At 37.4% G+C, this 26,193-nt stretch carries 22 protein-coding genes; 10 read left to right on the plus strand and 12 right to left on the minus strand.

Annotation, left to right across the window (positions count from 1 at the left end; translation table 11 throughout):
- Positions 1–202: 202 nt before the first annotated feature.
- The 9 genes from EFY79_RS16760 to EFY79_RS16815 form a co-directional block, all read right to left on the minus strand.
- On the minus strand, positions 203–1,348 hold the full coding sequence (locus EFY79_RS16760; protein WP_123121895.1) for a DUF4238 domain-containing protein: 1,146 nt from the start codon (positions 1,346–1,348) through the stop codon (positions 203–205).
- A 398-nt stretch (positions 1,349–1,746) separates the two neighbouring features.
- Positions 1,747–2,412: a hemerythrin domain-containing protein gene (locus tag EFY79_RS16770; RefSeq protein WP_123121897.1), complete on the minus strand. Its 666-nt coding sequence runs from the start codon at positions 2,410–2,412 to the stop codon at positions 1,747–1,749.
- An 88-nt stretch (positions 2,413–2,500) separates the two neighbouring features.
- Positions 2,501–3,268 carry a helix-turn-helix domain-containing protein gene (locus EFY79_RS16775; protein ID WP_123121898.1) on the minus strand — a complete coding sequence of 256 codons (768 nt, stop codon included), beginning with the start codon at positions 3,266–3,268 and terminating at the stop codon, positions 2,501–2,503.
- A 368-nt stretch (positions 3,269–3,636) separates the two neighbouring features.
- Positions 3,637–3,885 carry a hypothetical protein gene (locus tag EFY79_RS16780; protein ID WP_123121899.1) on the minus strand — a complete coding sequence of 83 codons (249 nt, stop codon included), beginning with the start codon at positions 3,883–3,885 and terminating at the stop codon, positions 3,637–3,639.
- Positions 3,886–3,994: 109 nt separating this feature from the next.
- Positions 3,995–4,912 (minus strand): TIR domain-containing protein, encoded by a 918-nt coding sequence (locus EFY79_RS16785; RefSeq protein ID WP_123121900.1) that lies wholly within the window; start codon positions 4,910–4,912, stop codon positions 3,995–3,997.
- A 574-nt stretch (positions 4,913–5,486) separates the two neighbouring features.
- A complete protein-coding gene (locus tag EFY79_RS16790) occupies positions 5,487–5,846 on the minus strand; it encodes a hypothetical protein (RefSeq protein ID WP_148041951.1) in 360 nt (119 codons plus the stop codon).
- Positions 5,847–6,623: 777 nt separating this feature from the next.
- Positions 6,624–7,181, minus strand: a complete 558-nt coding sequence (locus EFY79_RS16795) for a hypothetical protein (protein ID WP_123121902.1) — start codon at positions 7,179–7,181, stop codon at positions 6,624–6,626.
- A 1,300-nt stretch (positions 7,182–8,481) separates the two neighbouring features.
- Entirely contained in the window at positions 8,482–9,282 is an 801-nt protein-coding gene (locus EFY79_RS16810; RefSeq protein ID WP_123121905.1) for an SLATT domain-containing protein, read from the minus strand.
- 707 nt (positions 9,283–9,989) lie between these two features.
- Positions 9,990–10,550, minus strand: coding sequence for a hypothetical protein (locus EFY79_RS16815; protein WP_123121906.1), 561 nt, complete (start codon positions 10,548–10,550; stop codon positions 9,990–9,992).
- A 650-nt stretch (positions 10,551–11,200) separates the two neighbouring features.
- On the opposite strand from EFY79_RS16815, the gene EFY79_RS16820 reads away from it, so the two are divergent.
- The gene (locus EFY79_RS16820) at positions 11,201–11,824 is read left to right on the plus strand and encodes a fibronectin type III domain-containing protein (protein WP_123121907.1); all 624 of its coding nucleotides are present in this window, start codon (positions 11,201–11,203) and stop codon (positions 11,822–11,824) included.
- Between the two features lie 50 nt (positions 11,825–11,874).
- On the opposite strand, the gene EFY79_RS21470 is transcribed toward EFY79_RS16820, so the two are convergent.
- Positions 11,875–12,069: a hypothetical protein gene (locus EFY79_RS21470; RefSeq protein WP_158605236.1), complete on the minus strand. Its 195-nt coding sequence runs from the start codon at positions 12,067–12,069 to the stop codon at positions 11,875–11,877.
- Between the two features lie 83 nt (positions 12,070–12,152).
- Between EFY79_RS21470 and EFY79_RS16825 the strand changes: the two genes are divergently transcribed.
- From EFY79_RS16825 to EFY79_RS21920, 9 genes are all read left to right on the plus strand, one after another.
- Positions 12,153–12,674, plus strand: coding sequence for a hypothetical protein (locus tag EFY79_RS16825; RefSeq protein WP_123121908.1), 522 nt, complete (start codon positions 12,153–12,155; stop codon positions 12,672–12,674).
- 240 nt (positions 12,675–12,914) lie between these two features.
- On the plus strand, positions 12,915–15,815 hold the full coding sequence (locus EFY79_RS16830; protein WP_123121909.1) for a DNA methyltransferase: 2,901 nt from the start codon (positions 12,915–12,917) through the stop codon (positions 15,813–15,815).
- Positions 15,808–16,602: a hypothetical protein gene (locus EFY79_RS16835; protein WP_123121910.1), complete on the plus strand. Its 795-nt coding sequence runs from the start codon at positions 15,808–15,810 to the stop codon at positions 16,600–16,602. The genes EFY79_RS16830 and EFY79_RS16835 overlap by 8 nt, the downstream gene beginning before the upstream one ends.
- 52 nt (positions 16,603–16,654) lie before the next feature.
- Positions 16,655–17,725, plus strand: a complete 1,071-nt coding sequence (locus EFY79_RS16840; protein ID WP_123121911.1) for a hypothetical protein — start codon at positions 16,655–16,657, stop codon at positions 17,723–17,725.
- Positions 17,726–17,779: 54 nt separating this feature from the next.
- Entirely contained in the window at positions 17,780–18,517 is a 738-nt protein-coding gene (locus EFY79_RS16845) for a hypothetical protein (protein ID WP_123121912.1), read from the plus strand.
- Positions 18,518–18,569: 52 nt separating this feature from the next.
- Complete coding sequence (locus EFY79_RS16850; RefSeq protein ID WP_148041952.1) at positions 18,570–19,307, plus strand: hypothetical protein; 738 nt, start codon at positions 18,570–18,572, stop codon at positions 19,305–19,307.
- 608 nt (positions 19,308–19,915) lie between these two features.
- Complete coding sequence (locus EFY79_RS16855) at positions 19,916–21,271, plus strand: erythromycin esterase family protein (RefSeq protein ID WP_123121914.1); 1,356 nt, start codon at positions 19,916–19,918, stop codon at positions 21,269–21,271.
- A 1,144-nt stretch (positions 21,272–22,415) separates the two neighbouring features.
- A complete protein-coding gene (locus tag EFY79_RS16860; protein WP_123121915.1) occupies positions 22,416–22,949 on the plus strand; it encodes an ester cyclase in 534 nt (177 codons plus the stop codon).
- 120 nt (positions 22,950–23,069) lie between these two features.
- Positions 23,070–23,195, plus strand: a complete 126-nt coding sequence (locus EFY79_RS21920; RefSeq protein ID WP_262684747.1) for a hypothetical protein — start codon at positions 23,070–23,072, stop codon at positions 23,193–23,195.
- Between the two features lie 215 nt (positions 23,196–23,410).
- Here EFY79_RS21920 and EFY79_RS16865 read toward each other — a convergent pair whose 3' ends face one another.
- Both EFY79_RS16865 and EFY79_RS16870 read right to left on the minus strand, forming a co-directional pair.
- Positions 23,411–24,001, minus strand: coding sequence for a hypothetical protein (locus tag EFY79_RS16865; RefSeq protein ID WP_148041953.1), 591 nt, complete (start codon positions 23,999–24,001; stop codon positions 23,411–23,413).
- Between the two features lie 79 nt (positions 24,002–24,080).
- Positions 24,081–26,051: a KUP/HAK/KT family potassium transporter gene (locus EFY79_RS16870; RefSeq protein WP_123121917.1), complete on the minus strand. Its 1,971-nt coding sequence runs from the start codon at positions 26,049–26,051 to the stop codon at positions 24,081–24,083.
- Positions 26,052–26,193 lie beyond the last annotated feature (142 nt).

Here is a 26,193-nt window from a genome sequence, read left to right on the forward strand (position 1 = left end):
GCCATGAAGCGACGAGAATGGTTTACAGGCTTGTGGAATTGTAATAAAACTTTCGAAATAAGCACGAATTAGAATCCTAATGACTTATTTGGGTTAAAACCACTTTTAAATCTTTCTCTTTCAAAAGAAATTTAAAAGAAGAATCTACTATATTAACTCCCCGACTTAAGGTACATAGGAAGCTGCTGTTGCCTGCTGTTGGTCAGACTGTCAAAAATCCTTTTCTTACAAGTTCTATTACAATCTTATTAAGTTCATGGTCACCTTTAAAGCATTCAAGTTTTCTAAATTCCTTTACCTTTTGTGCTGCTGCGTGGCTAAAAAAGCCATTAACTTGAATAATTGCTAATAAGTGAGCCATTAGCTTTGTTTTTTGTTCCATGTGCTTAACAGCCTTCAAATTCTCTTCGGTAAATTCATTATACTTCTTCTGGTCCCCAAAATGTTTTTCAACCGTTCCTGGAAAACCTAACAACCAATTCTCCGCCATTCTTTCAGTTTGTAGATTTGAAGTAAGCGCAAAATATTTATCTCTGATTCCTCGATTAATTCTATTTATCTGGGATTTTTCAGTATTTGGGAAAACAAATAAAAAGTGCCGTCGGTCAAGTGGCACTTGAATTATGTTCGTTGGGTCAAACAAATGAAATTTGTTTTGGACGGCACTATGAATATTTACAGGATTGTCGCCAGTTACCAAATCAATATCACCTTCAACTTCAAAAACACTCATTGCACATTGATATTTGTATGTTACAAACTGATGCCAAACGTCAAAATGAGTTGATAAAAAGATTTGTCGATTTTCTTCTCGAAGCTTTTTCTTTATTCCATCGATTTCACCTCTTTTAAATTTCAAAGGCTTACCATCAAAATCGATTTCAATATCTTCCTTTTCTTTATCTGTTAGTTCTAAGGCTCGGTCAATAACGCGGTCGATTAAATTATTGTGTGCATTTAAGAATTTGGGAGTTCGGAAGTATAAACTTAAAAGCGTGTTTAATACTTTATGTTTTTGATTGTTACTTATGGAAGTTTTATTCTTATCGACAAGCAAGTTATAGACCTCAGGATATACTCCATCCACATGTTCAGCGTAATAATTCTCCAGAAAAAAGGGGTTCCCTTTGCCGGTTTTTGGCAATGTATAAAGTCCACTTTTTACACAAATATCCTTAGTGCTTAAATAAAGTTTCTTCTTAGAATTTAGGTCAACTGCATCAACAAATCTTTTGTCTTTTTTGCTTTCGGCAAATTTGTTAAGATACGACCTTGGTATAAAGTGCTGATGATTTGGCTTATTAGTTTTTTGCATGGTCGATGAAAATAGCAGGCAACGGCCACGCATTTATGCAATCCTGGAATTAGAATTCCTATCTGCCGGAACCGTAACCAAATTTATAATAAAAAGTTGATTGTTATTTCTGTTGCTACATAAAGATTCTTCGGCCCGCAACTGCTGCTGAAAGATGCGCCAATGCTCAATTTTAGCACTTCTGCCAGACTTGGCATAAATTCGAATGTGCCTGTTGCACAACTCACATTCTCTAAATAAAGATAGTTGCAAAAGGGCATTGCAGAAACGTATCTTAACGTATGCAAGGAAAAAAACTTTACACCGAACAACTCTTCAATCTTTCCATCTTTACCAGCACGTACCGGAAAATAATTTTTACCGAAGATTCAAAGAGTTGCTTAAGCTTCAGCGGCTGTAGTTTTGTCCTTCAGAGTTTGCAGTCATTTTGTTTATGCCAATGCCTTGTTCAACTCGTCAAATTCCTTTTCTGTCAACACTGGCTTAATCACTTGCATTCCCTCATTGAAGAAGGGTTCGGGAGCCATTTTCTTAAAACCTGTAAAAAGCCCAACTCTTTCTTTATGGCTTTGAGCAGGGATTACAAACCTGAACCAAATCAGTAAAGTTTGTGGTGGATTTTTTGCCATAATTTTTCCTCTGTGCGATGCCAATTCTTCATCCGTAAAATATTTCCAAAGCATCGGTTGGGTTACCCGTTCTTCTTCAGCTGTGTGTTCCAGATAGGTTCCGTGAAACTCACTAAACGCTAAATAAAATTCCTCTCCGTCTTCGGTTACATCTTGTCCTGCTTTTGAATTGCTGTAAAGTTTTGCAAGCAACTTTTCAAGTTTTTCCTGGGCAAGATGAATTTGTTCGTGGTCTTCAATGTCGTGTTGCGAACAACCTGCGCAACGCTGTTCCAATTCTGCAAGCGTTATTTCATTCTCGTCAGTTGCATGAATGGTGAGGATTTTAAAAACATCTTCACCCAACTTGTAAAGTTGTTCTACTTCGTTTTGGCTGGAGTAGTCGGTTTTACTTGCAAGAAATTGCACTTGTGATAAAGCGTTCCTTAAACCTTTGTGGGGAACATCGTAAGATTTCAATCTTTTCATTTGTTGATTTTTTTAATTGTAACGATTTTTGAATTACGATGCAAAAGTGTGGCTTCCGCAAAACCTGTAATTGTAAAAAACCGTTTTTCTATTTTTTGTCTGAAAAGAATTTTTCGGGTGTGTCGCCTGTGAAGGCTTTGAACTCTTTGATAAAATGTGCCTGGTCATAAAATCCATTTTCGTATCCTAACTCTGTCAGAGAGTTTACAGTGTCGTATTGTTGAATGATATTTTTGAGGCGAACAATAGAAGCAAATTTTTTTGGTGATGCGCCAACTACTTGTCGAAATCTTTTTTCTAAAGGACTTTGACTAATGAATAATTGCTCTGTCAATTCTTTTATCCGGATGTTGCCTTTCCTTCTATGAATGAGTGCAAGTGCCGCCAATACTAACTTGTCGGGTTTGGTGTTAGTCATTCTGCTAATTAAAAAATGTTCGACTGATGCAATGCGTTGTGTGTCTGTCCTGGCTTCTGCTAATTGCTCTTCTAAGCAAAGAAGTTCGGAACGAAGCATAAAGTTGTCAAGCGAAACGCTCTCTCTGAAAAGTTCGTGCAATGGTTGTCTGAAAAACTGTGTCGCACCTGCCTCTTTGAAAAAAATTAAAACTGTCCCGATGTCGGGAGAGTTTTTGAAAGTTATGCTGTGGTCAGCCAAACCCGATACTCCCGAAATTGAAAGAGGAGTCTCTGTTTCGTTTTGAAGTCGGGATAATTTGCCTTTGTATTGAAAGCCGATAACCAAACCTGTGCCGGGCAAAACTTTATAAGTATTTTCTTTTGTTGTTTCCTGAACAGCAAATGACTTCACAAAAGGTTTAAGAATGTCGCAAGGTATGTAAGTGTCAAACTTCATTCAGTTGTCTGTTCGTTTTGTACAGTTTATCCCAGGCCGTGTACTCCGAGCCTTCTGTGTGGATGCAGGACACGGACGTTCAGGTGATCAATCTATAATCGGGTAGTCACTTTGTATTCCCGACATGTAATATTTGGCTGAGCTATATTTATAGTCAACCGGATTCTCAACCAATTTCCATATTCCACTACATGGATTATTGTGAATGTAATCCAGTTTTTCCAAAAATAAATGCGCTGATGTTATTGGTTTGCAGTCGAAAGATCGTTCAAATACCTGGTGCTTCTTTCCCCTGTCTTTATCCGAACTTATCACTGCTGCCGCCAGTTTCTCAATAATTTCATTTTTTCTTTCTTCCTGTAATCTTTTTACAAGCTCATATGCGATAAATCTTTTCCCATACTTTTTTCCGATGAGGAAAATTCCATAAGAACATGCAAATGATTCGGCATAATCACGTATCCTTTTACAAAATGATTTTTAGACTTTAAATAATCGAACCACTTATATATAGTATCGTATCCATTAGTAATTTCAAATAATGGAAGCCATTGGCAACAAGTAAATGTTATAAAATAAAGTCCTTCAGTTTGTTCTACCACGGTTCTTACAGCCATGCTCTAAACTAACAATTTTATTCTACATTCATCGTCCGTGTCCTGCCTTGCAACAGGGCTTGGAGTAGAGACACGGCCTGGGATAGAGCCAAGTCTGTTGCTTGCTGTATTACAACATTGCAGCATCTATAAATTTTCTTAGTTTTTCCTCAAGGGGTTCTATGTCACTTCTGTCTTTCAATGTTGCATAAATAATTCCTCCGAGGTCAGCAGGCATTTTTGCTCCTTCTTCTCTAATGATTAAAACCTTTTCTCTTCCTTTGGCATGTGCAAAAAAGCCTGCTTCAAAAACTACATTATCTCTGGGAGCAGCCAAACCTATTTCGTTATCTAATTTGTCGTCCCTTGTAAAAAGAAATATTGCGCCACTTGTCTGCTTACTTGCATCTTCAATTTCCTCTATAATGGTTTTTCGCTCACTAAAATCTGTTTGCCAATCAAGAATAGTCGCTCCAATAACTTTTTCAATAAAAAGTTTGATAGTACGAGCAGTACCTTTTGAAGTACTACAATAACCTAAAAAAATATCTTTACGATTATGGATTTCTTTTAAAAATAAATCTAAGTCAGTTTTAAATTTTTCAGATGAAAGCCATTCTACAGAAGTGGCATCATCTGGAAAGGTCGTCATAATATGTGCGCCATTATAACTAAAAACACCTCGACCATATAATCCTTTTTCTTTCAACAAAAACGTTGGCAAATTAAGAAAAATAGATAATGCTCCTTCAAAGTGAGCATATTCAGTTGGAAGTTTTAAAACTCCCTCAGGGGTCGAGTGTGAATGTCGAGGCAAACCAATTATAATTGCTCCAACACAGCGCCTGATGACATTGATACATTCTTCAAATGTCCAGCTTTTTCTGATTGTTTTACTTCGAGGATTTGGTTGTGTATTGTAAAAAATCTCGGCAATAAATCCGAGTTCTTCAATCTTCTTTATCAATGTCCACTTAAATTCTCTTTGATTGTCATTAAGAATTTTATCATTAGGAACGCTTATAAAAATTCTTCGAACTATTTCCATAATGTCAGTTTATACTTCGGGTCTAAAAGATAGCAGGCAACTCATAAATTGATGAAATACCACCCATTGAAACGAAAAGATATCATTGATTGTAAGAGTTTTAGTGTTATATTTTTTCAATTGTAATCAGAGAAATCTAACCTTCCAAAAGAGTGCTCCATTAAAACAACAGTCAATTCCATCCATCCCGTTCCTCACTGGTTTCACAAAGATATACCCCAGGCAGCCTGAGCTTTCCATGAACTTTATAGTGGTTTTCCATGAAATAATTTCCGCGAAATAATAAGTGGTATGTGGGCCGGGCCGGCAATATTTTTTTAATGGGTTGCAAACTCAGCATAACAGGTTTTGCAAGTTGCCGATTTACAATTTCCAGTCTTCCTTAACAGTTCGTGTTGTGTTCGTGCCAGCCTCAAGGTACCCAGCCTTTATAAAATATATGCATTATAATGGTCACTTTGCAGGTATACTATGGCCAATATACATACGTACTATGGTAAACATACATACTATTCCAGACCGTGTCTCTACTCCGAGCCTTCTGTGTGGATGCAGGACACGGACGTTCAGGTGATCAATCTATAATCGGGTAGTCACTTTGTATTCCCGACATGTAATATTTGGCTGAGCTATATTTATAGTCAACCGGATTCTCAACCAACTTCCATACTCCACTACATGGATTATTGTGAATGTAATCCAGTTTTTCCAAAAAGAAATGCGCTGATGTTATTGGTTTGCAGTCGAAAGATCGTTCAAATACCTGGTGCTTCTTTCCCCTGTCTTTATCCGAACTTATCACTACTGCCGCCAGTTTCTCAAGAATTTTATTTTTTCTTTCTTCCTGTAATCTTTTTACAAGCTCATATGCGATAAATCTTTTCCCATTACTCACTATTGTATTGATACTTTTTTCCGATGAGGAAAATTCCATAAGAACATGCAAATGATTCGGCATAATCACGTATCCTTTTACAAAATGATTTTTAGACTTTAAATAATCGAACCACTTATATATAGTATCGTATCCATTAGTAATTTCAAATAATGGAAGCCATTGGCAACAAGTAAATGTATAAAATAAAGTCCTTCAGTTTGTTCTACCGGGGTTCTTATAGCCATGCACTAAGCTAGCGATTTTATCCTGCATTCATCGTCCGTGTCCTGCCTTGCTACAGGGCTTGGAGTAGACACGGCCTGGGAGGAACATTCGTTGTATAAATATACCTCGCCAAGGCTGTAGCAGGGTTCATTTAAAAAAGATTTAGAAACAAAATTATTCACCAACATACCGTCAAAAAAAAACCGCGGGCATGACTACTAAACAAAAGTTGTTATCGCACAAATAATCAAAAAGCGAAGTGTTTTCTTCTGCCAAGTCTGTAGCAGCCTGTATTTACGCCACTTTTCCCGAATAGCATCGGGATTACTAAGCGTAAAAACTCAACAAAAAATAACGAAGAACTGTAGCGATTTTTGCCACTCCAGATAAAAACCGGGACTAAGCAAAAAATTAACTGACTACTCAATGGATGCTGAAGTATGTTGACTTAAAAAATTTATTAAATTTGGGATAACGAAAAAAATCTTGCGAAGGGGAAAGGTTGAAAAACCATTCAATCTTTCTCTTTCAAAAGAAAATTATAACTACGATATTATTCTTCCTCGGCGCTCTTTAGGTACAATGGATGCGAATGTTGGCTGTAGGCAGTTAGAACGATACATCAAATATTCCGTCAGTAATAATAATCGTCTGTGAACCTTGCGTATTTTTTAATGTCGCTTGAAAATTTCCGGAGAGAATTCTTTTATTGAAATCATAGTAGGTCACGGTTAATGTTCCATTCAGCGTGGAATCAGAATCATAATTTACTAAATCTGGTTTATACAACAATGATATGACATTTTTAGCAGTGTCATAAAAGCTACCAAGCTTATAAGTCGTGTTTGTTGCTATTAGTGCTCTGTTAAATGTAATAAATACTGAACGTCCATAGGTGTATCCCTTTTTGTCACAATCATTTATTGCAGTAATGCCTCCGTCAAAATGAGTTTCATCAGAAAGATAACTGGATGTTTGAAGCCTCGAAAGAGGTGATATTCCTCCTGTTGTTTTGCAAGGTATGAATTGAACTTTGTCTGCATACAATCCAAAAGTATTTGCTCCAGTTGTGGTTGCGTCTGGAAAGCCATTTTGTTTATCTTTTTTACAAGAGCAAAATAAAATTGCAATCACAAAGATTGTTAATAAAAATGTTTGAAATTTCATGAGGTTAAATTTTGCTTACAGCCAACATTTGTATTTCTGCATTATACGAAACTACAGTCTTTTTTAATCCTTTGATAATCATTACCTGTTGTTTCGCTTTTTGTATTGTTGAGTTTCGCAAATACAAATTTTTATATTATTGTTTTTAAATTAATTGCATTTATAATTTTGGTCAAATTCCATCCTCACAGTTAGTTTCTTCATGAAGGAGAAACTCATAAAGCGTTTCAAGGTAAATATTTTTTAATATCTAAAAAAGGAATTTTTGAAGGGATACGGTAAAGGTTACACTAGCTGCATTTTCAGAAACACGATAAACAGGAGAGGCAAAACATTCTTCCGGAGCCTCTTCCCTTTCAATAAGTTTGATAAAACATTCTTTCCGGGAGCCTTCCCTTTCAACAAGTTCGACAAAATAATCTTTCGGGGAGCCTTCCCTTTCAACAAGTTTGACAAAATAATCTTTCGGGGGGCCTTCCCTTTCAACAACTTGGGCAAAACATTCTTTCGGGGAGCCTTGCCTTTCAATAAGTTTGACAAAACATTCTTTCTTATGGCCAGCTTATTCAATGGGAGCGGCAAAATGTTCTTTGTTTTTTGGCGTAAAAAAAAGCGGGAATTTGTTTTTTTACTGGCGGTGTGGAAAAATAAATTTGAAACTTTAACAAATAAAGAGTATAACCGCGCAGGCCAGGCATGTGGATTTTACTGTTTTTTCCGCGCAGATTTGCCCTTTTTTATTAATTTTTTTATTTTTTATTATTTGCCTAAAAGCGGTTTATCCTAGGCCGTGTCTACTCCGAGCCTTCTGTGTGGATGCAGGACACGGACGTTCAGGTGATCAATCTATAATCGGGTAGTCACTTTGTATTCCCGACATGTAATATTTGGCTGAGCTATATTTATAGTCAACCGGATTCTCAACCAACTTCCATACTCACTACATGGATTATTATGAATGTAATCCAGTTTTTCCAAAAAGAAATGCGCTGACGTTATTGGTTTCAGTCGAAAGATCGTTCAAATACCTGGTGCTTCTTTCCCCTGTTGTCTTTATCCGAACTTATCACTGCTGCCGCCAGTTTCTCAAGAATTTCATCGGCAACAAGTAAATGTTAAAAAATGAAGCCCTTCAGTTTGTTCTACCGCGGTTCTTACAGCCATGCACTAAACTAACAATTTTACTTTACATTCATCGTCCGTCCTGTCTTGCTGCAGGGCCTGGAGTAGGGACACGGCCTGGGATAAAAGCATCCAGTATGTTATCTCGCCGTCCGGAAATTGCATCCTATAAAATCAATCACGCCAAGGTCATCTTCTCTTCGCATATACCTCCGACAGGTATTAAAATAACCTTTCCTGCCTGTAAATTATTGTCTCCTATTTTTGCTTTCACTACAACTTCATGTCTTCCCGGTATTAAGTTTCGTTTACCGGCGGTATAGCCTTTAAACTTTTCAGCATCGCCATTATCGATTATCATTTCCCATCCTTCTTTAGCCACATCCTCATTTGTTATCGTTAAATTTAAAGCACCAGGCTCCGTTATTGCCGGTTTAGCTTTTATAGATTCATTTAAAGTGTTGATAGTAGTTTGAAACTCCTGCACCCAAACATTTGTTTCTTCCCTGACAATAGTACTTATCTGGGAAGTGAAAGCTTTACATCTCGCCAGCATTTGTTTAACCTGATCCATAGTAGGTGGAGAACCTTGCCAACTTGCTCTTTCATTTTCCCAATCCATTTCAAACTCCTGTTCTACTTGTTGTAATTGCATTTCAGCAATTATATACCGCATCCAGGCTGATGAAAAGCCGAAGTATTTATCAAATAATAAAAGCGCTCCTGCTGCACCAAGACAGATAGTTGTCCATCCCCCGGGAATTCCTGGCGTACCATCTTTGCTTAGCATATCACCGATAGTAGGAAGAAGTGCAGCAATTGCACCAAGTACAATTGAACTAATACGAATAGTTTGAGCCCACCATTTTTTACTTTTCTTCGAGTTTGAATACCACTTTATTGCTCCTTGTCCTATAGTTGTAGCCTTCTCAAAAACAGTTTGTAACGATTCTTCTACCTTATTTGGATTCCAATCCATAATATACAAGTTGATATTAAAATTACAGGGTTATGCCAAATCAATTCAAAACAATAGATATATAATTTAAAGTTACCAGTCTCACCACCCACCCGGATGAGGAAAACTACATTTCCAATCAGGGAAAACCACTAAAATGTTTATGGAAAAGCTTGAATATATATTTTATGGTGACAAGCAAATTTTAAATTAATCCCAGAATGTACTGTGAATTGCCAGACCTATAAGGTTTTTAAGACCTTATAGGTCTTTGGATATTAACCCGAGAATAGTTAGGTAATTTTAGGAATAGCCAGTAAACCAACTTTTATTAAACATTTTTATTTAGGCAGGCTTTATTTTGGTATGATTATATAAAACAGATAAAATAATATTTCATCCTTATTGCCGAAGGATTGTTGGCTGGACGCCAACAACAGCAGGAGAGAATTCTGATTCCGGCGATTATACAGTAAACGTACAAATAATCCGGATTTTTATTTTAGTAGTGCAGAATTGAGTAGCCTATGCCGAAAGCCTTGTCAATGATATAATTACCCTGTATGCTTCGTGGCAGTTAGGAAACAATGATGCGCAGCGCTGAGATTACATCTTATCGCTCAATAAGGATTCTTCTGCTCAACTGTTGCTGAAACATGCACCAATGCTCACTCTTAGCATTTCAGCCAGGCTTGTATAAATGCGACGATTCTATGTATTGCTTCTCGTTAGTTGTTTTTTAAAAACACCAAATTGTCCACAGTCAGTTCCGTGTTTTGTTTTTTCCCGCCAACAATTTTGATTAACGCCGAGTCAACATGTGTAGTGGTTTGGGAAATAGGAATATTTATTTTTCGATACCTGGAATTTGAAGATGTCTCGTAAAAATTTCCGTTGTCAACTATGTTATTTCCTGAAAACAAGTCTATATGAATAATTGCAGTATCGCCAATTGCAAGAGTAGACTTTATATATCCTGTCAGCGAAGTTGGATGTAACAAAATGGCGAATTTATTGTATGCATAACTGCTGTACACATTGTTGTAAACAAAGTTAGCTGCAAACTGTCCGTGGGCAGCATCTTTTACTTGCTTAACAATATAAGTCTCGTAAGGTGGCACACAAGAAGGACAGCTATTTGTCTTCCAAAAAAGTAAAGTATTATTGTTGTCCCACTGTTCAAAATCACCATTTGGAATTGATATGGTTTGCTGGTTATCTGATTTCTTTTTGCAACCTGAAAAAGACAGCAAAAGCAATATTATTACAGATAGCGCCATTACTTTCATAGTATTTGTTTTACCAATGACTACGGTTGGCCATGAAACGTTGCATTGCGGTGCTAGGGTCGTCGTTTTTGCATATATACAAGCCAAATAACATTGCAGTTCCTGGAATTATTGGCAACCAGCTACGCGGCGACTATAAGATCTATGTATTATAAGGGTCATTTTACAGTTATACTATGACCAACATACATACTTACTATGACCAACATACATACGTACTATGGTCAACATACATACGTGCTACGCTCAACATACATACGTACTATGGCCAACATACATACGTACAATGGTCAACATACATACGTACTATGGTCGACATACATACGTACTATGGTCAACATACATACATACAATGACCATTTCACACCGGGATTTTTGCCATTTCATGCCTTCTGTGCCATGGGAGAGAGCCGGTTGAATGCCATATCCGGCGAAAAATGTGGATAAATTTATTTTCCGGATGGCCCCTCAAAAAAATTTTTGAAGAAATCAATGCCATGAAACGCCCTGTTTACGGTACTTCTTTGCGGACAACGACAATAGCCCGTTTTTATTATACCCCAATAATGGGGTTGCCCATATTGGTTGTATGTTCCAATTTAGGCTTCTCAATAAAAAAAAATGAGGCCTGAAATTTAAATTTTATAACTATGAAAAAATTTTTCCGCAAGGTTGTAAAAACCTTCAAAAAATTAGCCGACCCAAATCTTCTTACATTTGGTCAAAACGTTACCGCCAGCATGGCTGCCGCTGTAACCACATTTCCCACGCCTGTGCCCTCCCTCGAAAGTATCAATACCGAGCTTGGCAATTATGCAGAGTTGCTGCAAACTTCAGCAAGCAGGGATAAGGTGCAGGTACAATTAAAGAACCAAAGCAAGTTTACGCTGACCCAGATGCTGAGCCAGCTTGCAGATTATGTAAACAGCATCACTACAGATGCCGCTTTGCTCGCCAGCTCAGGCTTCGACCTTAACAAGTTGCCGCAACCAATAACGATCACAGCGCCGGAAAACCCTGCACTGTCCGATAACGGCAGCAGCGGCCAGTTGGTATTAAAGTTCAAAGCCGTAAAGGGTGCATCAAGCTACGTGTTTCAGTACACGTCGGATCCTACTTTGCAGGAGAGCAGTTGGGTAAGCTTCCCCGCTACCACCACCTCCTTTACTTTTACCGGGCTTACCAAAGGCACTACGTATTACTGCCGTGCATTGTCAGTAGGCGCCAACCAGCAGGTTAAAGCCAGTATTGTTTTAAACCGTATTTCCCAATAATCACCCACAGGCCTCTTTTTTTTATTGAAAGTTGAAAATGGAAAATGGAATTAACTTCCAAAACCATTTTCAATTTTTATTTTCCTTCTTCCTCCATTCTCCATTTTCAATTTCAGTCTCCATCCTCCATTTTCCATTCCACAAAACGTCCGGGAAGTCCAATCCTTGATTCCTCCTGTACATTCATTTATATCCTGAATATTTCGTGAGCGTACCGCGAGCAATTTATTTGAAGCGTCCATCATTGAATAATCAGCCCTGGCTGCCCTTGGAAAAATAATAAGTTTCCTATAATATTGTGCTGCAATTTACCTGCTGATACACCGAAATGAAACTAACTCCACAGGAAAAGAAAGAACTCATCATCTATTTTATTATTGTAATCTTTGTTTTGATATTAATGGGAGGAAATGAGTTGGGCCAGTTTCGAAACACTGACCAGGCAGATGCTAAGCTGGATCCTGTTCTATATGTAATTTGTGTAACGCCTATACTGCTATTTATAAGGAAGGGATTCAATGAGCTTACTTTAAAACTCAAAATATTTATTATTATTTGTAGTTTGATTTTGGCTGCTATGCCCATGCTTTTACTATCAGGTTTGGGTAAGTATATTGACTACTACACCACGGACAAGCATTGGACCAAAGAAGATGTGACGATTATTAATAAAAGCAGCAGTGGTGGTGGCCGCGGTGGCACTACCTATCGATACAGGGTGAAAATTAAGGATACAACTATAATGTTTTACTCAAAGCTCAGTTACCCCATTGACGAGGTGCTGCATCTTAAGATGTGCAAGACCCGGCTGGGAATGATAATAGGGAAGGAGTATCATGATCAGGATTAAAAAACTTATTGTTGAAGGAGCTTTATCTTCATTCTTCCTGTTGTTCAAAGATTTTATTTTATTGAGATTGATCAAACCTACAAACATAGGTTACAGCCGGGCCGATTGTGAATTGTTTTCAAGGAGTTTATAGCAGGCATCAAGATTATTGATGGAACTTCAACAACAGCATAGAAAAATATTGACACCATATTCTATTAATTCAATTATTTCTTACTTTGTGAAATACTAAAATTGCTTATGCCTTTAAGCTGGAATGAAATAAAAACACGCGCGGTAGCATTCTCCAACAAATGGAAAGATGAAGAAAGTGAAGATGCAGAAGCTAAATCCTTCTGGGATGACTTTTTTAATGTATTTGGAATTTCACGTCGCCGGGTTGCCACGTTTGAACAGAAAGTAAAAAAGATTGACGACAAGCAAGGCTTCATTGATCTGCTTTGGAAGGGCGTAATTCTTATTGAGCACAAAAGCCGTGGCAAGGATTTGATAAAGGCCTACAACCAGGCAAAAGATTATTTTCCCGGATTACAGGAAAAAGAACTTCCGCGGTATATTCTTGTCAGCGATTTTGAAAGGTTCAATTTGTACGACCTGGAAGATAACACCACCCAGCAGTTTAATCTTTCTGATTTTGTAAAACATGTGAACCTCTTTGGTTTCATTGCCGGTTATCAAAAAAGAACATACAAAGAACAAGACCCCGTAAACATTGAAGCGGCCGCTTTGATGGGCAAGCTGCATGATAAGCTGGAAGCGATAGGATACATTGGCCATGCGCTGGAACTCTATTTAGTAAGATTGCTTTTTTGTTTGTTTGCTGATGATACCAGCATTTTTGAGAAAGGAATCCTGTATGACTACATAGATCAGCGAACCAATGAAGATGGCAGCGATTTGGCCAATCACCTTGCGCAATTATTCCAGGTACTGAATACTCCAAAGCAGAATCGTCTTAAAAACCTTGATGAAAGCCTTGCCGCTTTTCCTTATGTAAACGGTAAATTGTTTGAAGAATATTTGCCCATAGCCAGTTTCGACAGCAGCATGCGCAAACTGTTGCTGGATGCCTGTTTACTGGATTGGGGCAAAATATCTCCCGCCATCTTTGGCTCTCTTTTTCAAAGTGTGATGAACCCGGTGGAAAGAAGGGCTTTGGGCGCACATTATACCAGTGAAAAGAATATCCTGAAACTCATTAAGCCTTTGTTCATGGACGAGCTTTGGCACGAGTTTGAAAATATAAAAGACAGCAAGCCGAAGCTGCAAAAGTTTCATGATAAAATAAGCAAGCTGCGTTTTTTGGATCCTGCCTGCGGCTGTGGCAACTTCTTAATAATCGCTTATCGTGAATTGCGGTTGTTGGAAATGGAAATCGTAAAGATCTTATTACAGAATCAAACTGTGATGGATATCGGCGATTATTTTTTGTTGGATGTGGATAGATTTTACGGGATAGAGTATGAAGAATTTCCGGCGCAGATAGCACAGGTGGCAATGTGGCTGATAGACCATCAAATGAACATGAAAGCCAGTGAAACATTTGGTGAATATTATGTGCGTCTGCCTTTGAAGAAAAGCGCGGTGATAAAAAATGGAAATGCGCTGCAACTGAACTGGAATAATTTAATACAAAAAGATGCTTATGATATTTATGCTGAAACAACTAATATTATAAGCCTTGCCGAACCGGATGCAGTTTATGAAACGGTAAATGTTTTCACGAATAAAGTAAATATTGTTGAGAGCAAAGGTGAAAAACAAAAAACTGTTTCAATTTTCCAACCTGCGAAGTTTGATTTTATACTCGGCAATCCCCCTTTTGTAGGAACGGCTTATCAAAATGCGGAACAGAAAGCCGATATGGAAAGAATATTTTCCGGCATTCAATCATTTGGAATGCTTGACTATGTTGCGGCCTGGTATATTAAAGCTGCACAGTGCATTCAGAATACCCATACAAAAGTTGCCTTTGTAAGTACCAACAGTATTTCGCAGGGAGAGCAGCCTGCGATTTTATGGAATGTGTTATTTAATCTTTATAAAATTAAGATTCATTTTGCCCATCGCACTTTTAAATGGGGTAATGAAGCAAAGGCAAATGCGGCTGTTCATGTGGTTATAATAGGTTTTGCCAATTTTGATATTAAAGAGAAACGGATTTTTGAATATGATAATATTAATAGCGAACCGCATGAATTAAGAGTAAAAAATATAAATCCCTATTTGGTAGAAGGAAATGATACTGTTTTAAAATCAATTCCGTTACCAATTTGTAATGTGCCCAAAATGCAATCAGGAAGTGCAGCAAGAGATGGAGGATTTTTGATTTTAAGTAATGAGGAGAAAGTTACGATAGTAAACAAATTACCAGAATCTATCAAGTATTTACGTCGCTTTATTAGTGGTGATGATTTTATAAACAATGTTATAAGATGGTGCATTTGGCTAAAAGGTGTAGCGCCAAATGAATTCAGGAATATTAAAGAATTCCAGGACAAATTTAAAGAGGTAAAAAGCTTTCGAGAAAAAAGTACAAGGGCAGGAACGAAAAAGATGGCTGACCTACCTTATCTTTTTGCTGAAGAAAGGCAACCGGCTCATGATTTTTTAATTATCCCAAAAGTTTCTTCTGAAAACAGGAAATATATACCGATTGCTTATTTATCTAAAGATTTTATTGTTTCTGATAAAACCTTTGTCGTTCCAAATGCAACTTTATTTCATTTTGGAATACTTACTTCTTTAATGCACATGGCATGGGTAAGATATACTTGTGGAAGATTGGAAAGTAGATACAGCTATTCCAATACGATTGTTTACAACAACTTCCCCTGGCCGGAAAACCCAACGGAAAAACAAAAGCAAACAGTAGAATCAGCAGCGCAAAATGTTTTAGAGGTAAGGGCAAAGTTTCCGGAATCAAGTTTAGCGGATTTGTATGATCCCAACACGATGCCTCCGGAATTAGTGAAAGCACACCAGGCATTGGATAAAGCCGTTGATCTTTGTTACCGTCCGCAACCTTTTATTAATGAAACCAAGCGGATTGAGTTTTTGTTTGAATTGTATGATAAGTTGACGAGTGGGATGTTTGGGAAGGAGAAGAAGAAAGGAAAAAGTATAAAGAAAAATGAGTAATATTTCTAATAAATTTAAAAAGCGCAAAAAGGCTATTGAATTGATAAAGAGCATTAATGAAAACCCTAGTGGGTATCTCCTTATTCACTACTCTTGCGAAAGTTTCATCGACACACCTAATGGAAATACTCCAAGAGTTACTTCAATTGCAGTAAGGTATTTTGATAGCGCGCAAACTAAATCTTTTTCTATCCATAAGATGGCAGAACTTAATAATATTTCAACTAAAGATATTTATAACCATTATGATAAGTTGGAGAGGGAAATGTTACATTCATTTTTTGATTTTGTGAAAAATCATTTGTCATACAAATGGATTCACATAAATATGAGAGACATAAATTACGGATTTGAAGCTATCGAGCATAGATATTCGGTGCTGGGCGGTGAACCAATAACAATAAACGACAATCTCAAAATAGACTTTGCCAGAATTCTTATTGATAAGTATGGCACAACCTATAGCAGCCATCCAAGATTCGAAACGCTATATAAGAGAAATAAGTTAACCATGCTTAATTTTTTAACTGGTAAAGAAGAAGCTTTAGCTTTTCAAAATCGTGAATATGTTAAGTTGCATTTATCTACATTGCGCAAAATTGATAATCTTCATAACATAGTAATTAGAGATTATGATGGCAATTTGAAAACTGATTTTTCATTTATAAAATTTTATGGTTATAGTCCCCAAGGAATTTTTTATTTAATCCAAGAAAGTTGGTTTTTTGCTTTACTTTCTGTAATTGCTGTTATTATAATCTCGTTCATTATCGGAAAGTTGTTTTAAGGAATTTAAATGGGCATTTTATTTATCAAATATTGATCTTATAATAAGCAGTATGGCTAAAATAACATATTTAATTGGAGCAGGCGCAAGCGTAAATGCTTTACCAACGGTATCTGAAATGGAATCAAGATTGAGAATCTTTCAAAATTATCTTTTGAAATTCACCTCTATACCTGGAGTAGAAGAATATATTCAAGACATCGAAGATAGTATCATCGACTGTTCTGGAAATACAATTGATGAATATGCAAATTCTCTATATCGAGATCGTGGGGCGCAACAAAAGTATAATAAATTAAAGGCGATATTAATTGGTTTTTTTCTTTTTGAGCAACTGAAAAAAAAACAATCTGATTTTGCAATAAATAATGTAAAAAGCGGTCCTACTGTACCCGCTTATTCTTGGCCGAATAAATTTAATTCTAATAATGAACTTAACGAAAGAATTCAAAATACTTTAGATAGAAGATATTCAGGATTTCTCGGAAAGGTTTTGAATCCTGAAAATAAATTTAAGCCAGATATAAATATTCTTTCATGGAACTACGATTCCCAGTTCGAAATCGCGATGGAACGACTTAGTATACCATATAAGCATTTAGACGCTTATGTTGACATTTTTCCCTACCCCATGCAAATAGACTTCAATGAATTTAAAGAAAGCGAAAGAAGTCATAACATTTTAAAATTAAATGGCACAGCTGGCATATTTAAAAACAAAGGAGAAATTATTTCTGTATATGATTCGCAACAAGAATATTTTGATGATATTATTGATATTATTATGAATATTTATAAAGAGTCGAAAACACGACTGGAAAGGTACAACCCGTTGTTCAATTTCGCATGGGAACGAAATATTGGTTCCGAGTACGTTTTATCCAGAGCAAAAAGAATGGTGAAGGAAACTGAAATATTGGTTGTAATTGGATACTCTTTTCCTGATTTTAATCGTGATATTGATAGACAAATTTTCTCTGGAAAAAGTATCAGCAAAGTTTATTTGCAAGTCAATAATGATCCCTCCGTTATATTGAATATGAGAGGTTTAAAAAATGATTTTTATCAGAAAACAGAAAGTGTACAAAATTGCTCAAGCTTTTTTATCCCGCCAGAATTTTAATTACCGACCAGGCTATTGCCACATTCTATCATAAAAAGTAGAAATTAGACATTAATGAAAAAAAGAATCTTACCAAAGAAAGAGCTTGAACTAATTTTATTAAAGGATTTTATTTCGAATAAAGATCTTAACTTAAAAGTCAAGGCTATTATTGAAGGTGAAACTCCTGATTTTGTAATCGAAGAATCAACGAAGAATATTTCTGTAGAATTAACCAGATTAATTCATGCAGACACTATCCAAAAAGAAGCATTTCAGGAAAAATTAGTCGCGATTGCCCAAAGTCTATTCAAGGAAAAATATGACGAAGAACTTTATGTACTGGTGACATTTTCAGGCATCCCAATAAAATGTAGTACTGGAGAAATAAAGATATACGCTGATGAACTTTTCAAAATAGTTGAAGAAATTTATTTGCCAAATCGAAACCATGAATTTCACGTTTCCTCGAAATTTAATCGCCATATCAATTCTTATATTGATCGTATAAGTATTTCAAATGACAGAGATTTAGAAAATTGGCAGCCCTTTGGCGCTTTCAGGGTAAATTATATAGATATCAATTGGATTAAAGAAGTAATAAGGGGTAAGGAAAAAAATCTTCATAAGTACAGTCATAATTTTAAAGAGAATTGGCTATTATTAGTTGCCAATTTTGGGCATGAATCATCAGCACATCGGTTCGATCATCTAAAACCACAACAAATAGAAACGGAATTTGACAATGTATATTTATACTTGTATCGGGATAAAGAAATTTTACAATTAAAATCTTTAATGAGCGCCATATAAAGGAGACACAATATTAAATCCTTAAAACAATCCTCTACTTACAATATAGCAAATGGGAATTGACAACGCACATATTTTCAATCACAACATGCATTATAACAATGGCAAGGAGCTAGTGCAAAAACTATTTGAACGGACGGGCCTGGTTGTGTTCAATTCTATTATGGGAAACGATTGTAATTATATAAAAGATATTCCGGATGATTTTGTCGGATTGAATGTAAGCACAATTAATTCTTTAAGCTTAGACCAATATCTCGAAAGGAAAGAATTGATTGAATTCACTAATAAGACAGCCAGCGGGTGGAACGGAACATTTTATATCAACCCTTATGTAATGAAAAATTCACTTGACGACTGTTGTTTATACAGATGGGATGATACGGCCCGCATGTGCTGGCTTATCAGGCAATATGGACTCCGTACTTTTGAAGAATATGATGCAATAAATGCAACAAGGCAGATGGATGTACAGAGCGGCCCCTATGTTTTAAAAGAAAGGTGCAAAATGCCATCTGCAATAGAGAAATTCGGATCAACACAAATGCTTACTTTTTGTTCAGACTATCATGATGAATATTGCGACCATATAGCCGGAAACTGGACATTTGAAGATTTTGTAAGCTGGGGCAAAAAGGAATTCATATTTGTAGGATTTAAAGATTTGCCGTTATTTGATTTCCCTGAGAAAAAACCTGATTACTATAATGTAATGATCCTGGATAAGTTTCTCGATTTGCAAAATAGTCCTCCGGATGCTGTTGGCGGCGTCCCCGCCAGCCGCCATTAACTTGTCCTGCCTGAAATCAGTTAAAAAAAATCTTTTATTCCATTTTTCGTAAAATCCTGCTGATAACAATCTATAAGCTTCCTGTGTGGAAGTATGGTTTCAAATCTGAAACTTTTCTTTAAAAAGAAGTACCAGAAATAAAGATGGTTGGAGGGAATGCCAACAAAAGCAGGGCTTTCCCATTACTAATTAGTGTTTTTCCATGACTGGAATTATACTTTTCCTCCCCTGAATAAAAACAGTAATTAATAATTTCGATTCGGTTTAGCGATGGCAAGAAAGTAAATGTAAATGTGTTCCATTGCTGCTTTGCTGGCGACATTTTTTAAGATCTCGGCAGAAAGGTTTTATTAGCGCACATGGGCTTAAAAACGACTGAGAATATTGGCATGTAAAAAAAGAAACTTTAATAAATATTCCAAAGGTTTCCGAACACTAAGTAAAAATAACTCTGAGCCGGACCGGGTGGATTGACGCAACTGAACAATCCAAAAAACGAAGAATTCGGATAATGAAAATGAAGGAGTTGTAAAAATTGAAGTTGCATCTAATTGCGTAAATACAAACTTAGGTGAAATAAGACCTACATCACTCTAAAACAAACCTTTATGAGACGACCTATTAAACACATTCTCTATTTGCTAAGTGCCTTGTTTTTTACAAATCTTTCCTCTGCACAGGACACCACGGAAGTTGTAACGGCTTGGTTAAAGCAAAGTGCGTTTCCAATTAAATACATAGAAGCTGGACATGGTTTCTCAGACTTACAGCCTTTGAAAAAAATACTTCAGGATGTACAAGTAATCGGACTTGGAGAAGCCACACATGGTACTCATGAGTTTTTTGAAATCAAGAGACGTCTGGTAGAATTTCTGGTAACACAAATGGGCTTTACTGCGTTTGCTCTTGAAGCAAGTTTTTCAGATTGCGAACCTATTAACGATTACATACTTACTGGTAATGGAGACAGGGCTACGGTGCTCACAAATCAGATGTATACAGCATGGGATACAGAAGAATTCTCGGCTATGCTTAATTGGATGAGGGAGTATAATCAAAAGGTAGCTGATGAAAAAAAGGTGCGGTTTTATGGGTTGGACATCTTAAGCCTGCAAAAAGTCGGTAGGGAAAAGGTGGGTGCTTATTTTAAAAAATACGTACCTGAAAAAGTAGCATCTGTTGATTCTGTGTTCGGCATGCTTGCCAGTGAAGAAGTTAATTGGCTCAGCCGTATGAATCAAACTACACTGCAGCAAATTTTTGTTCCTTTGAATAATTTAATGGGCTATTTAGCAGACAGGAAGGATAGACTAGTCACTGCTTCTTCCTTACAGGAATGGGAACAAACTCATAAGTACCTTGAAGTCATGCAACAGTCCCTTTATTTCAATGTTAAAGATGTGCCGCCTTCATTTGCCTCGAAAAAATCAGACAGAGACGAGTACATGTGGCAGAACATGTTGTACCTCATGGAAAGGGAAAGGCCCAATACTAAGTTCATGTTTTGGGCACACAATTATCATGTATCAAGCAATGACCCAGTAAAAAGCATTGGCTATTTCTTGCGACAAAAGTTCCACGACAGATACTATGCACTTGGCTTGGAATGTTATGAAGGAACTTTTCAAGCAAGGGAATTACTGCCTGATAACTCGTGGGGTGATTTGAAAGTAGACACATTGCATGTTGTTTCAAACTCTACAAATTGGCATTTTGCACAGATAGGTTCCCCATACCTGTTTGTGGATTTACGTCAAGCATCAGCGAATCCTATAGTCAGCAAATGGTTGGACACACCGAGCAGCTTTGGTGAAGGCAATTGGATTAATAGAAGTACGAAAGAAAATTTCGTAATAGAGAAGTTAAAAGGGTTATATGACGGCATCTTCTTTATTCAACGTTCCACCCCCGTACATCCGACAAAAAACGCATCGGCAAGAAGCAAAGGCAGAATAGGATTTTAATTACGAACAATAACATCGTCTAATAAGCGCATTGCAATAGCATGGCTGACGAAATAAACTTCAACGCCAGTTTTTCAATTAAACATTTGTCCGGGCTGACTGTTAGCTATTGCTATGCCATCGCACATGCTTCAACGTTGTGCGTAAGGTTATTCGACACCTCATAATTTGAATTGCAATAACTAAAATACTTCTCTCCCATGCCGTGCCTCTCCCCAAGCCCTTGCAGCCAGGCAGCACACGTACGATGAAGGTGGGATAAAATCATTAGCCTGGAATATCGCAGAGCTATATTCACCATACTCCTTACAGCGGCGTATGAAAATTGGTTGAAAATCCCGTGCACTACAAATACAGTCCGGCCGGATATTATTTAAATGGAGAGGTGGTGAATACCCGATTTATGGGTTAATGACGCTGAACGCCGTGCCCTGCATCCGCACCAGGGTGGGGAATAGAGACCTAGCCAGGGAGAGGTTTCAATGAAGACTAATCGGTTGTATAAATTGTTTCACGACCCGGATTAATTTTTCTTTTAACGGAAGACAGGATTCGTTGCCCATAAAATCCTGAATCAGCCAGCCGTGTTTTCCGGTTTTCACAAACATGAACAAAGGCATAAAAACACAAAGAGGAATCCATGTAAACGGATTTATCAGTAATAGCATACCAGGGTCCAGGAGTGTATAACACGAAGCGCGGTTGATTAGCAGGAAAAAAATCTCATCAAGTCTTTCAAGAAATTCAAGAGGAAGCGTAATTGTGTTTTGTCAAAACTAAAACCCGGGGTTTATGAAAAGGTTAAGAGAACATTAAGAAATTATGAAAACAGGTGCTACGAAAAAAGGTGCGAAAACCTTTTACCATTGTGTTTTATATAAAGGCGTTATTCCATCTGTTTCTTTGTTCAGATGGGCTTTTTATTTCGGCACGGGACTTGCACGACTATCAGCGGAGTTGTATCGTAGATGGGTAACAGTATTTGCTTTCCAAACTACTCCAGACGAAACTTAAACCATTATTCTTAAAATATTACCGCCACTTCTGATTTCCTTTCGTGCTTCGTTTCCTAAGAAAGCCCAGGCATACTTTTGAACACTACGGGATTTTTTTTCTTTTATTCACCTACTTTAAATCAAACAAAATGAAAAAATTATCTCTAACAATCGTTGGTATTATTTTTTGTGTATTGGCTTCATTGGCGCAGGGCAATTCACAGGCAGAAACGAATCATGCAAATACCCTACAGGTTTACCGGGCTATTGAGACTGGTGATGTAAGTAAACTGGATCAGTTTATTGATAACAACATCGTTGACCATTCGGGGCCTCATGGCGATATGGTAGGCCTTGATTCTGCCAAAATCATGTTTACAGAAATGCACGATCATATCAGTAATCTTAAAATGGACCCTGTTGCCTATGCTACCGGCGGCGATTATCATTTTGACCTGGTAAGAATGACTGGCACTACCAACAGTGAATACATGGGAATGCCCGCCAATACACCCATTGACATGACCAGCGTAAATGTGGTAAAAATAAAAAATGGTAAAGCCGTGGAGCATTGGCGTTACATTGATGCCAGCCAAATGATGCAAATGATGCAAATGATGCACGGGGAACACGAAGATCATCAAATGATGAATAACACGGATTCTACAAAGCAGAATCCCTAATCCCTCATTCCGTTGCCTTCAGTAACTTTCCGAAAGTTAGAATGCGTTACCGCAATATGGGAACCTGTAATTACAACTTTGGGAAAGTTTTAAGTGAACCAGCACTTTATAACCTTCAAAATGATAGATTCACCTGCTGTGTCTGTCCTGAGAAAATATAGTCCTGCCGGTAAAACCTTACATCCATTATTGTATGCAGAGTTGCTTTTAAAAGAGGATAACAAGGATTTGCCCCAGGCGGATTGATTTCGGATCGATTGATTTTACCCGTTGTTGGCGGAAGCTTGTGTTATTGGGCAAGCGTTCCGCTTGCGCAACAGGGGGGCATAAACTAAGGATTGCTTGGGTAATTATGGATACCATAATTATCTTAAGATGGTCAGCAAACAAACAAATATCCGCTTTTCATATTTATGAGCATTATACTTTTCTGCTTTGCTTGCCAGTGGATAGTTACATTACTAAAATGAAGGCCACACATACAAGGCCTTTTCCTTTTCTGCAGTATTTGGGTCTTTAGAAATTTTACATTCGTGGTAAACAGCCGCATCTGTAATTTCCGGGTTCTTTAATTGACCGACGAGCCTTTCGGCGAATTTACTTTTTACAAAATATTCAAGTACAAAGCCATATTTGCAATTCTCGTAATAGGGTTCGTAAATATTCAATTGCCCTTCGGGTAATAAATCTTCGTAAATTCTGAGGTCAGTTGCCGGATCAGTGATGAATGCGAAAACCTTTCTTTCATTGGCGCCCGTATCCGTGAGCCGACCTGCCTTTAAAACCGAATATCCGCCAACCAATTGTGACTTAATAGACTCCTGGGGAACGCGGGAGGTACGCTTTTCCTTGACGAAAACAAATTGAACTTCCTCACGGGCAAAGCGGTGCTGGGCAATATACCTGAAGGCGCCATTGTGATGGGATTGTTGAAGAATAACATCTGCGTCGCTTTTGGAAGACCTCGCATATTCTTTCCAGCGTTTCATGAATGGTTCAGGGGAAAGGATTGTATCAAATATGATAAATTGCACTTTTGTATTGGGTGTCATCGTTACAAGGTAAGCTTTATAATCCATTCGCCACGCCGTGCTCTCTTCAGTCCCGGCCGGTGAAAAATCTTTTTCAATTTTACATCATCGGCTGCAGGTGCTCTTCACGTTTTAACTCAACATTGGTAAAAGGCTGGTACACCAATGGTATCTGTTCGATGGCCACATCGCTTTTATCGAGTCCAAAAGCGGTTTCATCGCTTTGGCCGAGGCGTTTTAGAAAAAAATAAGTGTTCAGTAATAACCCTTCACGCAGGGAAAATTCATTTTCTACAGAAAGAAATTTTTCAATGACTACAAATTTAAAATCGGGCTCACTGTTGTATTTAGTGGATCCATCAGGCAGGGTATGTAAATTCAGTTCCTTATTATTTATCAGTTCCTGCACTATTTTTTTGAAATACAACTCTGTCCGGGGCTGAATACGAAAACCAATATTGATATTTACTTTTATCACCCTATCATCTACCAGCTCAGAAACATTATAGGAAAGTGTGTAAGGCTCTTCAGTTCTGTTGATATGAAGAAACCAATAAACATCCGCCCTTTTGGGCTTTTTGCCAAAAATTGATTTAATGATTTTTTCTTCAATATTATGTCGTTGGTTGGCTTTTGTGAGGTAGATTAATTGGGAGCAATACTTTGGAATCCGGCTGTCTTCGCTTAACATTTTCAGTTGAGTTGCATATTTACCCAAATCTACAAAATGGGTTAGCCGGTTGGTAATTTTTCTGCCGTAATACCAGACGTACATTGTAGTAAAAATGCCAAATTCAAAGAAAAGAAACTTCCAGCGCTCCTCTATTTTTGCCACGTTTGCAATAAAGAAAGAAAATTCTATAGTGCCAAAAAGCAGCAGTAAGCCAAGTACTAAAAATTTATTCCATTTTAATTTGTAAAACAGAAAGTGCATAAGCAAAAAGGTGGTCATCATCATGGTTATAGTAATACCAAAACCATAAGCAGCTTCCATATTGGTGGAAGTTTCAAAATATAAGATCATCAAAATACAACCTGCCCAAAGAATATTGTTTACGCTTGGAATGTAGATTTGTCCTTTTAATTCTGTGGGCTGCCTTACTGCAATACGTGGCCAGAAATTCAGGTTCATCGCTTCGTTCACGAGTGTATAGCTTCCGCTGATCATGGCCTGTGATGCAATTATGGTGGCAATGGTCGCAATAATGATTCCTGGTATCAGAAACCAGTGGGGAATTATTTCATAAAAAGGATTCCGGGCCTGCAGCAATGCACCTTTTCCCAGGTTCATAATCCAGGCAGCCTGCCCCATATAATTGAGCATTAATGCGGTCTTTACCCAGGCCCATGTAATACGGATATTATTTCTACCGCAATGCCCGAGGTCAGAATATAATGCTTCCGCTCCGGTAGTGGCTAAAAAAACGGCACCTAATAACCAAAAGCCGTGAGGGTATTCTGCCAAAAAATGGTAAGCGTACACGGGACTAAGTGCTTTGAAAATAGCAGGATGTTTGGCAATTTGTGAAATACCAAGAGTGGCCAGCATGATAAACCAAACTAACATCGCAGGCCCGAATGTGCTTCCAATTTTATGGGTGCCGAAACGCTGAAAGAAAAACAATGCCGATAAGATGATTATTACCACCGGAACTGTTGGCAAATGTTCGAGGCCTTTTACAATCGTTAACCCTTCCACTGCCGAAGCCACAGAAATGGGTGGCGTGATAATGCCGTCCGCGAGTAAAGTAGTAGCGCCAAGGATGGTCGGAATGACCATATATTTTCCATATTTGCGAACGAGCGCATATAATGAAAAAATTCCACCTTCGCCATGGTTGTCGGCTTTTAAGGTAAGGTAGATATATTTGAAAGTGGTTTGAAAGGTGATGGTCCAGAATACGCAGGAAATACCGCCATATACAAGTATTTCCGAAACAGGCCTTTCACCCACAATGGCTTTTAAAACATAAAGCGGGCTGGTGCCTATATCGCCATAAATAATGCCCAGGGCAACCAGTAAGGTTGCAGCCGTTACTTTGCCAGAGATTCCCTTTTTAATCCTTTCCATTCCTATTGAATTGATCTCCTGCAAAATTGAAAGGAATAGTATAGGGAAAATGTAAAAATAGTACCACCGGATATAAAGGTTTTATAAAGAGCAGAATGGCTTTAGGGAATGCACTTTATTTTTCTTCAAGCATTTCTTTAAC

Origin of the sequence: Hanamia caeni, from assembly GCF_003721595.1 — a bacterium.
Taxonomy (GTDB): domain Bacteria; phylum Bacteroidota; class Bacteroidia; order Chitinophagales; family Chitinophagaceae; genus Ginsengibacter; species Ginsengibacter caeni.